The following is a 16,382-nucleotide window of genomic DNA, read 5'->3' on the forward strand; positions in this document are numbered from 1 at the left end:
TTATTCGTTACTCTCCAACTCTATGACTAGCATTGCCAGAATGAAGAGACTTCAAACAGAAGAATATGCAATTAACTCACGGTTCGTGGGCGCTCCATCCGGTTGATGCCAGGCACACGCAGTGTGGCCCATTCAGGGCGGAAATGCTCTACTTTTCCAACAACGACGGTCATATCATCCAAAATTTCATGCTGCTGATATCTTATGACACTTTCAAGCAGGCAATCGGCCAAATCTTGCGGATCATCTGTATCAATCTCTTGAATGAGCCGTTTCATCCATAACTCTTTGTTCACCGCATACCCCGGTGCATCATAGATGCCATCCGTCATCATAATGAGGATATCCCCCGGCTGAAGCTGCACCGTCACCAGATCCACTTCAATATCTTTAATAATACCGATTGGCAAATTGCTGGCCGAAACCTGAATAACCTCCTGTCCTCGTTTGATGAAACTTGGCGTCGATCCGATTTTCATAAACGTGGTCTCTGCCGTATATTCATCAATCAGCGCCATATCTACTGTGGCATACATCTCTTCAGGGGAGCGCAGCATCAGAACGGAGTTCACGGATTTGATCGCCAGTTTCTCGTCCATGCCGGACTGTAACAACTGTTCCAGTATGTTCAGCGCTGCGCTGCTCTCCATGCGTGCCCGTTCTCCATTGCCCATTCCATCACTGAGCGCCACCGCGAATGTACCGTTACCTAACTCAACCGTACTGAAGCTGTCGCCTGACATCACATCTCCCCCTTTTGCGGCGGCAGCAACACCCGTGGTTACCTCGAACGTTTTGGCCGAACCAAACGTGACGGTTGCCAGTCCCTGACGAGGATCGGTCATGGTCTCATGCAAGACGGCAATATGCTCGTCCAGTACATCCGAGATCAGCGGAGCAATCATTTTCCGGCACTCATCGAATCCACGTGTATATGCATGTACAATCTCAATCTCTACATTGCCCGCTTCCAGATTGATGATCTCAATGGAGTGAATGGACAAGCCCAATGACTCCAGTGCGTCCCGAATCTGCTCCTCCTGCTGTACCATCTCATCACTTTCCCGCTGAATTTCTTTGGCCAGGTCCTCCATGACCTGTGATACACCGGACAATTGCTCTGCAACCAGCTGCCGGCTATCAATAATTTGACGCTTCCATTGCATGTTATGTTGATGCAGTCCATACTGGGCACGCATGACTTCAAGGACCTCTTCCGGTTTCGCACACACCCTGTTCCAGTCCACTGGAATCTGCTTGCCTGAGATCTCCGGGTTTCCTTCAATCGTACTCATCACGTCCGTCATATATTTGTAGGTTTGAATAAACTTCGCATCCCAGCATTGTGTACGCTTGAAACAGCTTGCACATGTGCTCTCGGCAACCGCATTCATGAAATGGTCCATTCCACCTTCTTTCTGTACCTGCTCCCCTGCACCCGACATCTGATCGAAGCTACGTGACAATTGACGGAATACCTGTGAGAACCGGGTTACCCGTTCTGCCGTGATATCCCGTATCCGTTTGGCATACTCATGCTGGGATTTTGTATGATCCTGCGTACCCGGTACATACTTGGATATCGCCGTCATCAGGCTTTTAGGTGTCAACATGAATAGTGCGATAGCTGCACACGTCTCCCATAATGAGTTCATCACATCGCCCGGTCCGCCCAGATATATGGATAGAATGGACGAACCCAGCAGCATGCCCAGTGCAACCGCCGCACGTTTGCCTTCTCGAAGCATACCCGCCAGCATCCCGGCAAAAGCAAGCAGGCTCATCTGATACACCGCTGACATGTCAGCCAGACTCAGAATCAAGCCGGTAATAACCCCAACTGAGGCTCCGAGGGGGGCTCCGCCCACCAGCGCAAAGATTAATATGAGATAACGGGAGAGCATATGCTCGACGGATAAGGACTGAATGGTCCACCCTACGGCTCCCGTCATAACGGAAGCGAGCAATATGATCAGGCAGAGGATCTCCTCGTTCTTTAGGCTGAACTTTTTTTTGCGGTAAGTGAAGATCGGTATGGCTTGTATAAAAACTAGGGTGAGCACGAAACTTAGTACGGAATCCATCGTGAGCATCAGCATCGCGTACCAGCTGAAGGATGGTCCAATCACAACCGCGAATAACTTGACCATAAATGTAGTCGTAAATACCATCGTTGGTGCATAAGATAATTCAGCACGATCATATGACTCCAGACCGCGGAAGAGCAGATAAAAGATGGCGATCTCCGATGCAACAATGAGTGGTACCGGAAACGGTGCAAAGAGACTGCCTGCGAGAAGTGCAACGCCTACCGGAATGATGTAATCCCTGCGCATGAAAGCAATTACGGCGAAGTAAGCAATGGCAAAGGGAGATAACTCATTCAGGATCATTGCCTTTCCGAGCAGGAACCCCATAAACGTAAGCAGCAGTACCCATTTGCGGGAAGCAACCATCTGGACAGCCTTGCGGGAGCCAAGCCATTGTTTCAGACGTACCGACAGCTCCTCCCGAGCTTCCGTACCTCCTTTACCTGCTTTCATTCCCGGAAATTGAATGACATTCCACTTTTCCATCATCCTCAAGGCACCCCATTCGATTAATTTGAATTTTCGTGTTTCGTTCTCGATGGTTCTGATTATAGATAGATTAGAAGACGTAGTTTGTCAGAATAGGTGGACAGGGTCCAAAAAGTTTACGACAAAAGAAACAAGCCTGGCGCGGTGGAGCGAAACCCCCGGCCTTATTGTGGTTTCATTCATTCTCCTACTTGATTCCGACAATCGGAATGTCTGATTTTGAACCGGAGATGGTTTGGTCTCGCCACCATTTGAGCAGGATAACTGTGGAATGCCACGGAAACCTGTCGGTAAAAAATGGTAGACGACAAATGTTCTTATGGTTTCATTTTGCCGTGCAGAAAAACTGGGGATATGGAGCTTCACCTTACAAAAAAAGCTATTCAACTACTTATCTGTGAAAGAAACGCAAAAAACCGTTAGCCCATGGGCTAACGGTTTTACTTATATGTTTAGATCAGGTTGTGACAGATTACACACGCTTGGCTCCACGGCCTCCGCGTTTGCCTTCTGTGTTCTTCTTAAGCGAAGAGATCCGCTCTTCACTATCTTTCAGGAAGCGTGACATTTTATCCTCAAATGAAGGTTTGCCTGCTGCGGGCTTGAAAGAACGGCCTCCGCGGTCACCACGGTTAAATCCACCGCCGCCACCACCACGACCTTGGCCACCACTTGGGCCTCCGCCGCTGAATCGTTCGCGATCTCCTCCACTGCGTTCCGGTCTAGGAGCTCTCGGGGGTCTAGATTGGGTTTGTTGCTCAACCGGTTTGTCAACAGCTTGCTTAATGGAAAGTCCGATCTTGCCATCCTTGTCAACGTTGATAACCTTCACTGTAACGAGGTCATTCAGCTTCAGGTGGTCGTTGACATCTTTGACATAATTGTCGGCGATTTCCGAGATGTGAACGAGACCCGTGACACCTCCTGACAGATCCACAAATGCTCCAAAATGCGTGATTCCTGTCACCTTGCCCTCTAACTTGGTGCCCACTTCAATTGCCATAGAATAAAATGATCCTCCCTTAAAAATATACAACCCGATTTTTTGAATGCCAAAATCAATGCTGCGCTAATGTAATTATACCTTATGCCGTAAACCAAGGTCAACTGAACACTACCCCATCAGAGAGCCTATTTTTTCCGGTTTAACGGCTTCAGACACACGGATAACAAACCTAGCTCGGTAATAGACCGAATTCCATCAGTTCCCTGACTCTTCAACCTGGATCGGCGTTTCCTCAGGAAGATAATATCCTTTTTTCCGTGCCAGCTGTCCTATGTATTCAGGGTCATTCAACCGGCTGACTTCGTACTTCAACTGTTCCAGCTTCTTCAACGTATCTTCCTTTGAAGCTTGCTGAGTGGCCAGATGAGAACTCTTGTCCGAAATTTGTGCAGTCTGCACAAGGAATGTATATCCTGCCCATATTACAAATACAACCATAAACGTCATCCAAAGCATGAGGCGCCTTTTTGCACCGGCAGATTTTCCTTGGTTAGTTGGAGCCTTTGATCTGCCCACAGGTGTTTTACCCATTACGGACCTCCTTAAAACCAGCGTTTCCACATCGCTGCAATTCTTGTACCCACACGGATCATGAAGCGTGGCGTTACCCAATGTTTCAGGAGCGGCCTAAACATCCAGCGGAACAACTTGCCGAAAGGTACCAAACACTGTAGCACCAGCCTGCCCAGGAATAATAGTATCGCAATTACAAAACCAAATAATACGCGAATTAACTTATAAATTCCTTTAGCCGGCATAACGATCAGGATGTTAAGGATATGTCCACACCAATGAATCAGCGTTCTTGCGAGTTTAATTAACATTACCACAAAACGCTGGGTTGTAACACTTAAAAGCCAAAAATAGAAGCAAACCCCTATAATCAGCCCCAAAAAGACATAAAACCGCAACTGTCCGTGGTTTCCGGCGTATAGCATCCGAAAAACGAACAGCGCGGAAGCAACCCAGTACAACAGATCGAGCGTGTGTATACTCCATCTCGGAAACCGCAGCTGTCCGGACAGTACCCGGTAACTGTCGTAGGCCATTCCCATCACGACCCCCGAGGTAAGCATCCACATCAATGTGATCCATTGAGTATCCGGACTCATCGGAACATCTTGCCAAACAGGCCTTTACCATTTTTGGACTGGGAACCGGGGTCCAGATATTGGAGCGAACTGACTGTGCCTTCAATGGATAACAGACCTTCCTCCAGGCTCAGGTTTTTGATATGTAAATTGTGCCCCCGGATGGTCAGATGCCCAAGTTCAGTCTGCAGCAAAAATTCCTCACTGTCGAAGCTCTCCACGTTGGAGACACCCGTCAGATCCAGCAGTTTCCGATTCTGCATGCTCAGATGATGCTGTTTGGCCTTACCGTGCTCAACCATGGCATGTACCCCTCCTTCTTACACCTAGCTTATGGGTGTGGAGGTTGGAATAGAACCAGCGTTGTTGAACAAATAACCCGACATTCCAGTAAAAACAAAAACGCCCTTCCCTGTTACAGGAGGACGTTTCGATTCAACTTACATTGAATGAATATTTAATACCAGATGTACTGTTACCAGTTCATCCCGTTATCCTTGGCGATCGGCTCTTCCTTCACCAAGGTGTAGAGGCTGCTCGCCTCATCCTTCTTGGTACTCTCGGCAATTCGTTCCACCTTCACAGTGACCAGTTTCTGACCGAACTGAACCGTCAGCTCATCGCCCACTTTGACAGCGGCGCTGGGCTTAGCTTCACGTCCGTTCACCAGAACACGTCCCTGTTCAGAGACGTCCTTGGCCACAGTGCGGCGTTTGATTAGCCGGGAGACCTTCAGGAATTTATCAAGACGCATTATTTTACGGCTTCTTTAAGTTTGTTGCCTGCTTTGAATGCAGGAACAGTGGACTCAGGAATCACGATTTCATTCCCTGTTTGTGGGTTACGTCCGGTACGACCGGAACGTTTGCGGGTCTCAAAAGTGCCAAAGCCGATCAATTGTACTTTGTCTCCGCTGGCAAGTGCATCTGTAATTTCTCCCAAAAAGCCGTTCAATACGGACTCAACGTCTTTTTTAGTCAAACCACTTTTGGTTGAAATGTTGTTAATCAGATCTGTTTTGTTCATTTTTAAAAGCCTCCCAAATTGAAAAAAAAGTATCTGCGATTCCTGACAATACATCGATTGCCGCTGATTCGCGTTAGGTCACTACACATGTATTCTGGCTTGGCATCTGAAATCCTGCCTTAGTCCGCGACTTTTTTTAGCTTTTTGTCGATGGTCCGCAGGCAACAGTCTAAGACCAGTACCCGAAACCATCCGTCGCTAAACACCAACCCCAGTTTACACAGATGAACACATGTTCGTATTATCATAACACACTGCATAGCATGAATGGAATAAGGTTATCTGGCTTTTCCCAGAAAATTGAACCTGTTATAATCCTGCCTTCTTCGCATCCTGCCAGAATTGCTCCATCTCTTCTACATTGCTATCTGCTGGTGTTCTTCCCTGTTCGCGAAGACGCTCTTCGATGTACTGGAACCGCCCGATGAACTTGCGGTTGGTCGCAGCAAGCGCCTCTTCCGGGTCCGTATCGATGAATCTTGCAACGTTTGCGGCTGCGAATAACAAGTCACCCAGTTCAAGCTTCCGTTCTTCCGCAGACTGGCCTTGTTGCACCGCTTCTTTCAACTCCGCCAGTTCTTCCTCGATCTTGGCAAATACACCTTCAACATCATCCCAGTCAAAGCCTACTTTGGCTGCTTTCTTCTGCAACTTGTATCCCTTCATCAATGCAGGCAAGTCACGCGGTATACCATCCAGCACGGAAACCTTCTGCTGATCCTGGCCTTTGCGCTTCTTCTCCTCTGCCTTCATCTGTTCCCAGTTCTGAAGAGCTTCATTCGCATCTTCTGCCTGATTATCGCCAAAAACATGTGGATGGCGGAAGATCAGCTTATCATTCAAACCTTCGATGACATCATACACATTAAATGTACCCACTTCTTCTTCCATCTGGGAGTGCAATAAAATCTGCAGCAGCAGATCACCCAGTTCTTCTTTCATATGGTCGGGGTCATCCTCATCGATCGTCTCAATGACCTCATAGGTCTCTTCAATCAGGTTTTTGCGAATGGATTGATGCGTCTGCTCCTGATCCCATGGACAGCCACCCGGACTACGAAGAATATTGACGATCTCATGCAAACGCGCAAAGGATCTGCGACGCAAGGCATCATCGGTGTTCTTCGGTACATAGATCAGTGACAGATTGCCGTACCCTTCGATCCGGTCCAGTTCGTGCAATGGAATCTTGTGAATGACCTCCTGACCCTCCACACCCAACGCATGACCCACAAATACCGGATAATCATCCGGGTAAACCTCCATCAGGCATAGCTTCACATCGGAAGCAGTGAACACATCGTAGACTTGTCCGATCAACGTATGTAGCTGTGGTTGTACCAGTTCCGTGTTCAGGCTGCTGGCATCCAGAAGTTGAAAACCTTCGATTGGATCGAATCCAAGTCGTATAAAAGCTTCATCTAGGAAGCTCTCCCCGCCCATCACACGCAGTGAAATACCCATCTGCGGACAACGCTCTTTGAGTAGGCGCACACTTGCTTCTGCCACCATGGGATGACCCGGAACGGCATACACAACTTCGGTTCCGGCCTCACCCTTACGAGCAGCCTCTATCAGTTGGTTCGCGATCTCATCATACACCTCGGGGAAGGAGGACTTCGCCTCATAGATGGCATCAAATGAGGTCATTACCAGTCCCTCTTGCTTCAGATCATTCAAAACGGGATGATCCAGGGTACGTACATACAGCGTAGCTGCATGTTTCATTTTTTTGATAATACCTACGGTCAGTTGGTCTGCATCTCCAGATCCAAGACCCACTACGGTTAAAGCTGCACTCATTACGTAAACCTCCATCCGGACTATCCTGTCCAGGCTCACTGATTCATCATGCCTGAACAGGACTAATTACACGTATTATACCAGAATCATTCGATATCCTATAATTGCATATTCGCTGTGCTGGGTGTAGAAGCACCGTGAGCATGAAGCTAGCGCAGCACACGCAGTTTGCCCAGCAGCTTGGCAAGGCGAGGCCCCAACTTGGGCACAGCCGCCAGCTCCGCGGCGGTCAGTAGCCCTGTCCGGGCCGCCGCCAGCAAGAACACGGCCGAGCCTGCGGCAATGCCCAGCAGGCTCACGCCCATCGCGGCCAGCCTGCGGTCGGCCGTGACACCCATGCCGCCGAGCACGGCTTCGGCGGCCCAGGCCGTGCCTAACGCCGCCAGACTCATGGCGGCGATCACCAGCGCCGGCTTCGCCAGGACGGCGCCAGGGGCAGGGCGCAGGGCGACAAGTCGCGCCAGCAGCGCCACATTCAGGCCAGCCGCCAGCATGTAGGCGACTGCGCCTGCCAGAGCCGCGCCGCTGATGCCCAGCGCCGGCACAAGCATGACGTTCAGCAGCGCCTTGACGCCTGCGGCGGCCAGCATGCTGAACGCGGGTGCGCGCACGGCGCCGAGGCCTTGCAGCAGCGCCGCCGCAATAATGCTGACGGTGCTGCCCGCAGCCGTCAGCGCCATGTACCGCAGTGCTTCGGTGCCTGCGGCATCTCCGTACAGCATGCGGTTAATCGGCTCCGCCAGCACCGCGAGACCCGCGGATGCCGCCAGGCCGATCAACCAGAACCAGCGCAGCGCGAGGCCTGCTTGCTCCCGCACGGCTTCTGGCCCGCCCTTTAACCGGGCTTCCGCCATCGCCGGAATAAAGAGCACAGACAGTGACGTGGCCAGCATCGTCACCAGTTGAACCAGCGGCAATCCACGGTTATAGATGCCGAAGGAAACCATCGACTGAAGCTCATCCAGTCCTTCTCCTCGCAGCAATCGGGGCACGGTGAAGGTATCCACCAGATTCATCAGCGGTACGGCCAGCGACCCGAGACAGACGGGAATGGCATACATGAGTAGCGCCTTGATCCACTCCCCATTGGATCGTGATCGTTCTGCCAGAGCGGGGCTAACAGCACTCACCATTTTCCTCTGTGGCGTAACCGGTCTATGCTCTTGATGCTCTTGATGCTCCTGACGTTCTGATCCAACCTCTCCGCTATTACTGCTCCATTCCGAATCCAATTGCCCTGTGACCACTTCCCTGTCTTTCCGCCGATGACGCACCATGTACCCTAACATGGTTAACAGCCCAACCATTCCACCAGCAACGGAGCCCATCATTGCACCAGCGGCAATAGTCTCAAGCGAAGCGTCCCGTCTCATCAACCACAGAAGCAGAACAATCATGACGGTGACACGTATCGTCTGCTCCACCACTTGTGATACCGCTGTTGGAACCATCTGCTGTAATCCCTGAAAATATCCACGCAGCCCTGTCATCACCGGTACGAACAACAACGCCCATGAAGCAGCACGAATTGATGGAACCACATGACGGTTGCCAATCATGTCAGCGATCAGCGGCGCACCTGCATACATCAAGAGCGCCATTATAATTCCAATTCCCCCGAGCAGTAGGGAAGATAGTCGAATAATTCTTCTGCTCTCGTCTGGTCTTCCGAGTGCGTTCTGTTCTGCTACGAATTTGGATACGGCCAGCGGCAGTCCTGCAGCAGCAAGCGTGATAATGAGCATATATAACGGATACACCGTATTATAAATGCCAAATACACCGTCTCCTCCCAGATTCTGCAGCGGAATCTTCTGAAAAGCACCAATGATTTTGGAGATAATGGCGGCAAGACCAAGTATAAATGCACCCTGTAGCAGCCTTGAGCCTGTAGATGGCTGTTTCATAAGTCCCTCCTGCGTAATCCTTTTAAGCATACCTTGCTATTATAACTGCCTGAAGGCACACAGACTAACCCTCCCCATCACAATCATCCGGATTATCTTCGTTGTCACTTGAAATGCAAAAACTCCCGTATGCCCAAGACAGGGCACCAGGAGTTGATCTGCTATCTATTGTTCCATTTGCTTGCCAAGGAAACCAGCAGCCGTCTCAGACATCTTCACTTCCATCTGAGACATCTTAACTGATTCGTCCTTATTGAACAGAATAACCGTTCCGATGGGGTCACCACCTGAAATAATCGGCGCAATAACAAAAGAGGATAACGTCTCGTCATGATCTTTGCTAAGTTCATAAGAACCATTGTTTGTTTCCAGAATGGTCTTCCTGTTTTCCATACAACCTTCCAACAGTTGACCCACCTGCTTGTCCAAATATTCTTTCTTGGAGCCGCCTGCCACCGTGATAATGGTATCCCGGTCAGAAATCATCGTTACATGTCCTGTACTCTCATACAGGGATTCTGCATATTCTTTGGCAAAATCACCAAGTTCGCCAATTGGCGAATATTTTTTAAGGATAACTTCTCCATCACGATCCACGAAAATTTCCAGTGGATCACCTTCACGAATACGTAACGTACGGCGGATTTCTTTTGGAATGACCACACGACCAAGGTCATCTATACGGCGGACAATACCAGTAGCTTTCATTTCACATGTTGCCCCACTTTCTCGAGAAGATTTTTCAACTACTGTTCCTTAATGGGTAGAGGAAAGTCCCAGAACGTTTAGTGTGATATCTTGACCATAGTATTCATCTGTTCCCATTTCCTTATACATGCTTCGGAGAATATAGTTGTGTAACTTTCGAAGAAGGCGACCATGTACCCATATGACTTGAATATATAAAAGAAGAAGCAAGAAGGAGGTCCTAAGTCCTCCCCTTGCTTCTCTGTATGGTTGTCCATATTTACGCAGTATAAGGCATTCATTCGGGCGAATTTAACCCCTGAACGTATGCTAACACAGCAATTTTACCAGCTTACTTGCTGCTTGTACCTTCATCCGTAGTTGCATCTTTGTCTGTTCCAGTCGTACCTTGGTCAGTCTTGGTATCCGTACCTGTGGAGTCATCCGTTTTTGGTTCGGTTGTTTTCTCTCCTTCAGTTCCTGTACCTGTAGTACCTTCAGTTGTACCTTCTTCAGCTTTTTCTGTTTTTGGCAGTTTAACTTCTTTTACGATTTTGTCCAATTCATTTTGCATGAACGTATCGATTTCGGCTGCAGCCAATTGGCTCTTCAGACTTTCTTTTTGTTCAGCCGTCAGTTTGGCAAAGTCAGCTTCTGTACGAGCTTCCACTTTCATGACGTGGTAACCGTACTCTGTCTCTACTGGATCACTGATTTTGTTCAGTGGCAACGTTTTTGCAGCTTCCTTGAATGCTTCTACCCAGCTACCTACAGGTGTATTTTCATACAGTCCACCCTTTTCAGCAGAACCTGGATCTTCAGAATATTTTTTTGCAATTTCAGCAAAATCAGCTCCGCCATCCAACTTGGTTTTTACTTCTTTTGCAATTTTAAGTGCATCTTCTTTTTTACGCTCTTTTTGCGTTTTTGGATCTGTGAAGTTAATCAGCACGTGACGAACGGAAGCCGTTGTGAACTGATCTTTGTTTTTCTCAAACTCAGCCTTGATTGCATCGTCCGTAACGCCTGTTTCTTTATCTTTGATTACTGTCATGATCCGAGTCATGTAGTCTTTAATGTTGTCGTCAGTCAGTTTCTGAGCTTTGAGCATTTCTGTCCATTGATCTGCCTGAACAGAAGCTTTCATTTTATCGAATTGCTCAGTTGCCGCTTTTGTACCTGCTGTTTTGGCTTCTTCACTTGCTTTGCCACTCAGATATTCATAAGCAACTTCCTGTTTTACCAGATACTCTTTGAAATCGTCCATATCCATCATTTGTGCATACTCCGGATAGAGGAATTTCATGACACGTTGCTCCATGTCGAATTCATTGGCTGTAATAGTACCACCATCATACGTAGCGACTACAGCACTTGTATCCGTGGATTCAGGTGTTTTTGCTTCTTCCTTCTTGCCACATGCAGCAAGCAGTGATAAGGATAGTACTGCAACCATGCTCACAGACAGTACTTTTCCTACTTTTTTATACTTTGGTAACATCCTTTAGTTCCCCCTTTGATTTAAAAGCAGTTTTCATGGACTCCAGAATTTTCTCTACCAGCTCCATCAGTTGCTTATCCCCAAGCCCCTTGCCTTTAGCGTGAATCAGCATATGGGGTCCTTGTTCAAATTGTACACGTCTTTCGAACTGATTTCCAATGTGCGCGATTTTCGAGAGTTCAAAGGCATGTTCACGCCCTTCATAGAACTTCACGGTAATGTCCTCACCACGTTGGGAAATGGACTCAATACCGTAGATTTTGCCGTATACTTTCATCCGCGCAACAGCCAGCAAGTTAATGACGGCTTCCGGAAGATCACCGAATCGGTCAACCAATTCGTCTTCCAATTCCATCGCATCGTCGAAAGATGCAATGACCGCCACTTTTTTGTAGATCTCAATCTTCTGAATACTGTCATAGATATAATCGGACGGCAAGTAGGCATCGATACTGAGATCCAGCGTTGTATTCCACTGATCTGAAGGTACCGGCTCCTCGCCAAGCATCGTAACTTTGCGTTTGTTGATCTCCTCCGCAAGCATCTGGGAATACAGATCAAACCCGACGGAAGCGATGAAACCATGCTGCTCCGCTCCTAGCAGATTTCCCGCACCACGAATCGACAAGTCACGCATGGCGATTTTGAATCCTGAACCCAGTTCGGTAAATTCTTTGATTGATTGCAGACGTTTCTCAGCAACTTCAGTAAGCACTTTATCCCGTTGGTACGTAAAATAGGCATACGCAATACGGTTGGAACGACCTACACGTCCGCGCAGTTGATACAGCTGGGAGAGTCCCATTTTATCCGCATCATGTACGATCAGTGTATTTACGTTCGGAATATCTACCCCGGTCTCGATGATACTTGTGCTCACAAGCACGTCATATTCACCATCCAGGAAGTCCAGAATCGTTTTCTCCAGCTCTGTTTCCGACATCTGACCATGTCCTACACCAACTTTGGCTTCAGGCACAAGTTCAGAAATTTCGGCTGCCATCTCCTGGATTCCCTGAACACGGTTGTAGAGGTAATACACTTGCCCACCACGGGCAAGCTCACGCTCAATGGCTTCACGCACAAGCGCCTGGCTGTGTTCAACCACATAGGTCTGCACCGGGAAACGATTCTCTGGTGGAGTCTCAATAACGGACAGATCACGCACACCCAGCATGGACATATGAAGCGTCCGCGGAATCGGCGTTGCCGTCAGTGTCAGCACATCCACATTGGTTTTCAGCTTCTTCAGTTTTTCCTTATGGGTTACACCGAAGCGCTGTTCTTCATCAACAATGAGCAGTCCCAGGTCCTTGAACACCAGATCCTGCGACAGCAATCGATGCGTCCCGATGACAATATCCACTGTGCCTGCCTTGATGCCTTTGGCTGTTTCATTCTGCTCTTTACGGGAACGGAACCGGCTAAGCACATGAATGTTGAACGGATAACCGGAGAAGCGCTCACGGAACGTCTCAAAATGCTGCTGTGCCAAAATGGTTGTTGGCACGAGTACAGCCACCTGTTTGCCTTCAATAGCTGCTTTAAATGCAGCCCGAATAGCCACCTCGGTTTTGCCGTAGCCAACATCCCCACACAATAAACGATCCATTGGACGGTTTTGTTCCATGTCCTTTTTGATTTCTTCGATCGCACGCACCTGATCACGTGTCTCATCGTAAGGGAACATGTCCTCAAACTCCTGCTGCTCCGCAGAATCCTTGTCGAACCCAAACCCTTTGGAGGTCTGACGCTCTGCATACAGCTTAATCAGATCATCAGCAATATCCTGTACAGATGTGCGGACTTTATTTTTAACCCGTGTCCACTCATTGCCGCCCAGCTTGTATATTTTCGGTTCTTTCTCTTCGGATCCAACATATTTTTGAATCAGATCGATCTGCTCAATAGGTACAGACAGTTTGTCTCCACCCGCATAGAGAATATGCATGTAGTCCTTATGAATACCGCCAACCTCGAGGGTGCCGATCCCCAGGTACTTACCAATCCCGTGGTTCTGATGAACGACATAATCGCCCACTTTTAGCTCGCTATAGGATTTGATCCGTTCAGCATTATCCACATTCCGAATCGGTTTGCGTACTTTACGCTGTTTTTGCGAGAACATCTCGCCCTCGGTCACAACAGCCAAATGAATGGACGGCATTTCAAATCCCGTTTGCAAATTACCGATCATCATCTCTGGCTCTAGAATATCATAGTCCATCAGTACCCGGCGCATCCGCTCGAGTCGCTCCTCACCGTTCGCCAGCATGAGCACTTTGACTCCGGCCTTCTGCCAACGCTCCATCTCTGCCTTCAGTACGTTCATCTGTCCATGGAAATCCTGCATACCACGACTGATGAAGTTCAGAATGTTTTGTGGTTGAGTGTGTGGAACTTGGCGCAAAAAGATCGACATAAACAGCGTCTGGAATGGACGCTCATACAAGAGTTCATCACCGTCTGCGGATAATGGAAGATCCGGAAGTGTTTTTCCGTTTTGCATCAAATGTAGGTTCCACTCTGATTCATCACGGTCCAGCTGTTTCGATGTCTCCGATAGTCTGGCAGGCTCATCAAGAACCAGCAGGGTATCTTCCGGCATATAGTCGTAGATCGTTTTGTTCTCCGGATAGAGCGGAGAAATATATTTATACATTTCGGAGAAATACACGTGTTCCCGCAAAAGCTCGATCTCCCGGTGAATTTCCTCACGAAGACGCAGCTTCGCCTGCCGGTCCGTCATTTTCTCCAGCTGTTGCTCCAGCAAAAGAGCAGCCGCATCGGCAGCCTTTTCCATACGTTCACGATCTGCAATTAACTCCTTGCATGGTAAAACCGTAATTTCTTCAATCCGTTCAATCGAACGCTGATCTGCTGGATCAAATGTCCGAATGGAGTCGATCTCATCATCAAATAACTCCACCCGATATGCGATCGATGAAGTAACCGGATAGAAGTCGATGATACCTCCGCGTACACTCATCTCACCACGAGATTCCACGCGTTCCACACGCTCGTATCCGAGCTTTACCATCTCCAGCAGGAAGGAGTCCAGTTGAAGTGTGTTACCCTGTTTGATCAAAATTCGAGCATTGGCCATCACTTCCGGAAGCGGAACATAACGTCTTACCCCCGAAAAAGGAATAACAACAACGCCCCTGAATCCCTGGGCGCAACGGACCAACACATCAATACGCTGACCCAATGTTTCCGGGCTGGAAACAGCAGCTTCCGCAGCGACAAGTTCGTTGGCAGGATAGATCAACACCTGATCAGGTGAAAGCGCTTCCTGTAAATCTTCTGCAATTTTTTGAGCTGAAAACATATTATGTGTTACTACGAGCAATGGTCGGTTCATTTCCTGATGCAAGGCAGCCAGCATAATCTGACGCGCCGAGCCGGATAAACCCGAAACCAATTGTTCCTTCATGCCGGACTTGATTCCGGCTGTAATGGATCCGAAGTCCGGATCTTTGGAAAAAGCCTGTATAAGTGCTTGTAACAAAAGGGGCACCTCTCTTATAACTTACTTGATTATCTCACGCATACGCGTAGCATCACTATTAAAATGGATACAAATTCCTTTTTGTCCTGTTTCATCATATCGGATTACTCGCAACATTGCCACATCTGTTGATGCGGCTGAGCCTGATTTCGAGATAGCCATGACTTTCATGCCAACTGAAAAGAAGCCTCAGCAGGCTGCCAAGGCTATAAAAGGTGGAGCGTTATTACGCAACCGCCCTCAACTGTCATTCGATCCTGTACAGGCGATGTCTACTGAAGCGGACTCGCGAGCAGGCTAAGCTCCGGATTGTGCTCCAGGGCTTCCTTACAGTAATCACATGTAATCCGAACGGTAATGTCACCACCGGAATTATACGCTATTATATCCCTCCGCTCGTCGGGGGTCAAGAAATGAAAGCCGAGCTCTACTTCCGTTATCCGGGCAGAATCGATTCGTCCAATAAAGGTACGGCAATGCCTACATACGTAATTCACTGACATGTTTATGCCTCCTGAACATGGTTTATACATCCAGTATGTCCAGTATGGCTGAATCGAACCCGTCTTTATGATCATTTTACCAGTATGTCTTACAAAATTAACCGTTAAACTTCGCCATTGTTTGTTCAAACGTATGAGTCAAGCTATGCTCCAGGGCATCACATGTTTGCTCAATGGTCTGATCAAGGGCTTCCTTTTCTTTCTTCATAAATGTCGACAGTACATAATCAACAATGGCATGTCCTGGTTCAGGCCGGGATATTCCCATGCGCACCCGGTTAAACTGCTGTGTACCGGTATGCTGAATAATGGACTTGATTCCATTATGTCCGCCTGCACTACCTTGGTAACGCAATCTGACTTTGCCAATCTCTGTATCCATGTCGTCGTACACAACAATCAGATCTTCAAGACTAACTTTATAAAAATCCATATATGCTCGAACCGATTCACCAGACAAGTTCATATAGGTCATTGGTTTGATCAGTACGGTTTTCACACCGCCAATATTGCCTTCTCCAATCAGCGCTTTACATTTATTCTGTGTAATGGAGATATTATGACGATCAGCCAACCGATCCAGTGCCATAAAACCGATATTATGACGGGTTTTGGCATAGTTCGAGCCTGGATTTCCAAGTCCGACAATCCACTTCATCTTGTTCCCTCCTTCGGATTAGCCTGAGGTGAGGCATAGACTTCGAATCTTATATTTCATATAATATCAAGAAAGTAAAGATCGATTTACTGTAGTGTTCACAGTTAATA

General features: G+C 48.2%; 14 protein-coding genes. All 14 read right to left on the reverse strand.

Annotated features, from left to right (window positions below; translation table 11 throughout):
- Positions 1-71 precede the first annotated feature (71 nt).
- The 14 genes from spoIIE to pth all read right to left on the reverse strand — a co-directional run bounded on the left by spoIIE (position 72) and on the right by pth (position 16,272).
- Positions 72-2,579: a stage II sporulation protein E gene (gene spoIIE / locus MHB71_RS24905; RefSeq protein WP_340027954.1), complete on the reverse strand. Its 2,508-nt coding sequence runs from the start codon at positions 2,577-2,579 to the stop codon at positions 72-74.
- Between the two features lie 472 nt (positions 2,580-3,051).
- Complete coding sequence (locus MHB71_RS24910) at positions 3,052-3,582, reverse strand: S1 domain-containing RNA-binding protein (RefSeq protein WP_017691357.1); 531 nt, start codon at positions 3,580-3,582, stop codon at positions 3,052-3,054.
- Between the two features lie 198 nt (positions 3,583-3,780).
- Complete coding sequence (locus MHB71_RS24915; protein ID WP_340027955.1) at positions 3,781-4,116, reverse strand: septum formation initiator family protein; 336 nt, start codon at positions 4,114-4,116, stop codon at positions 3,781-3,783.
- A gap of 11 nt (positions 4,117-4,127) precedes the next feature.
- Positions 4,128-4,697 carry a spore cortex biosynthesis protein YabQ gene (gene yabQ, locus MHB71_RS24920; RefSeq protein ID WP_017691359.1) on the reverse strand — a complete coding sequence of 190 codons (570 nt, stop codon included), beginning with the start codon at positions 4,695-4,697 and terminating at the stop codon, positions 4,128-4,130.
- Positions 4,694-4,978, reverse strand: a complete 285-nt coding sequence (yabP, locus tag MHB71_RS24925; protein ID WP_036606119.1) for a sporulation protein YabP — start codon at positions 4,976-4,978, stop codon at positions 4,694-4,696. Before yabP ends, yabQ begins: the two co-directional genes overlap by 4 nt.
- Before the next feature lie 173 nt (positions 4,979-5,151).
- Positions 5,152-5,430 carry an RNA-binding S4 domain-containing protein gene (locus MHB71_RS24930; protein ID WP_036606120.1) on the reverse strand — a complete coding sequence of 93 codons (279 nt, stop codon included), beginning with the start codon at positions 5,428-5,430 and terminating at the stop codon, positions 5,152-5,154.
- The gene (locus MHB71_RS24935; RefSeq protein WP_017691362.1) at positions 5,430-5,702 is read right to left on the reverse strand and encodes an HU family DNA-binding protein; all 273 of its coding nucleotides are present in this window, start codon (positions 5,700-5,702) and stop codon (positions 5,430-5,432) included. Before MHB71_RS24935 ends, MHB71_RS24930 begins: the two co-directional genes overlap by 1 nt.
- A 309-nt stretch (positions 5,703-6,011) precedes the next feature.
- Positions 6,012-7,505, reverse strand: coding sequence for a nucleoside triphosphate pyrophosphohydrolase (gene mazG / locus MHB71_RS24940; protein WP_340027956.1), 1,494 nt, complete (start codon positions 7,503-7,505; stop codon positions 6,012-6,014).
- A gap of 149 nt (positions 7,506-7,654) precedes the next feature.
- A complete protein-coding gene (locus tag MHB71_RS24945) occupies positions 7,655-9,412 on the reverse strand; it encodes a polysaccharide biosynthesis protein (RefSeq protein ID WP_340027957.1) in 1,758 nt (585 codons plus the stop codon).
- A 165-nt stretch (positions 9,413-9,577) separates the two neighbouring features.
- Positions 9,578-10,120 (reverse strand): stage V sporulation protein T, encoded by a 543-nt coding sequence (gene spoVT, locus MHB71_RS24950; protein WP_036606123.1) that lies wholly within the window; start codon positions 10,118-10,120, stop codon positions 9,578-9,580.
- Between the two features lie 331 nt (positions 10,121-10,451).
- Positions 10,452-11,600 (reverse strand): peptidylprolyl isomerase, encoded by a 1,149-nt coding sequence (locus MHB71_RS24955; RefSeq protein WP_340027958.1) that lies wholly within the window; start codon positions 11,598-11,600, stop codon positions 10,452-10,454.
- Positions 11,584-15,111 (reverse strand): transcription-repair coupling factor, encoded by a 3,528-nt coding sequence (gene mfd, locus MHB71_RS24960; RefSeq protein ID WP_036668468.1) that lies wholly within the window; start codon positions 15,109-15,111, stop codon positions 11,584-11,586. The genes MHB71_RS24955 and mfd overlap by 17 nt, the downstream gene beginning before the upstream one ends.
- 272 nt (positions 15,112-15,383) lie before the next feature.
- Positions 15,384-15,614 (reverse strand): anti-sigma-F factor Fin family protein, encoded by a 231-nt coding sequence (locus MHB71_RS24965; RefSeq protein ID WP_017691368.1) that lies wholly within the window; start codon positions 15,612-15,614, stop codon positions 15,384-15,386.
- Between the two features lie 97 nt (positions 15,615-15,711).
- Positions 15,712-16,272 (reverse strand): aminoacyl-tRNA hydrolase, encoded by a 561-nt coding sequence (gene pth, locus MHB71_RS24970; RefSeq protein WP_036606126.1) that lies wholly within the window; start codon positions 16,270-16,272, stop codon positions 15,712-15,714.
- Positions 16,273-16,382: the final 110 nt, after the last annotated feature.

It is taken from the genome of Paenibacillus sp. FSL H7-0940 (genome assembly GCF_037979415.1).
Classification (GTDB): Bacteria; Bacillota; Bacilli; order Paenibacillales; family Paenibacillaceae; genus Paenibacillus; species Paenibacillus amylolyticus.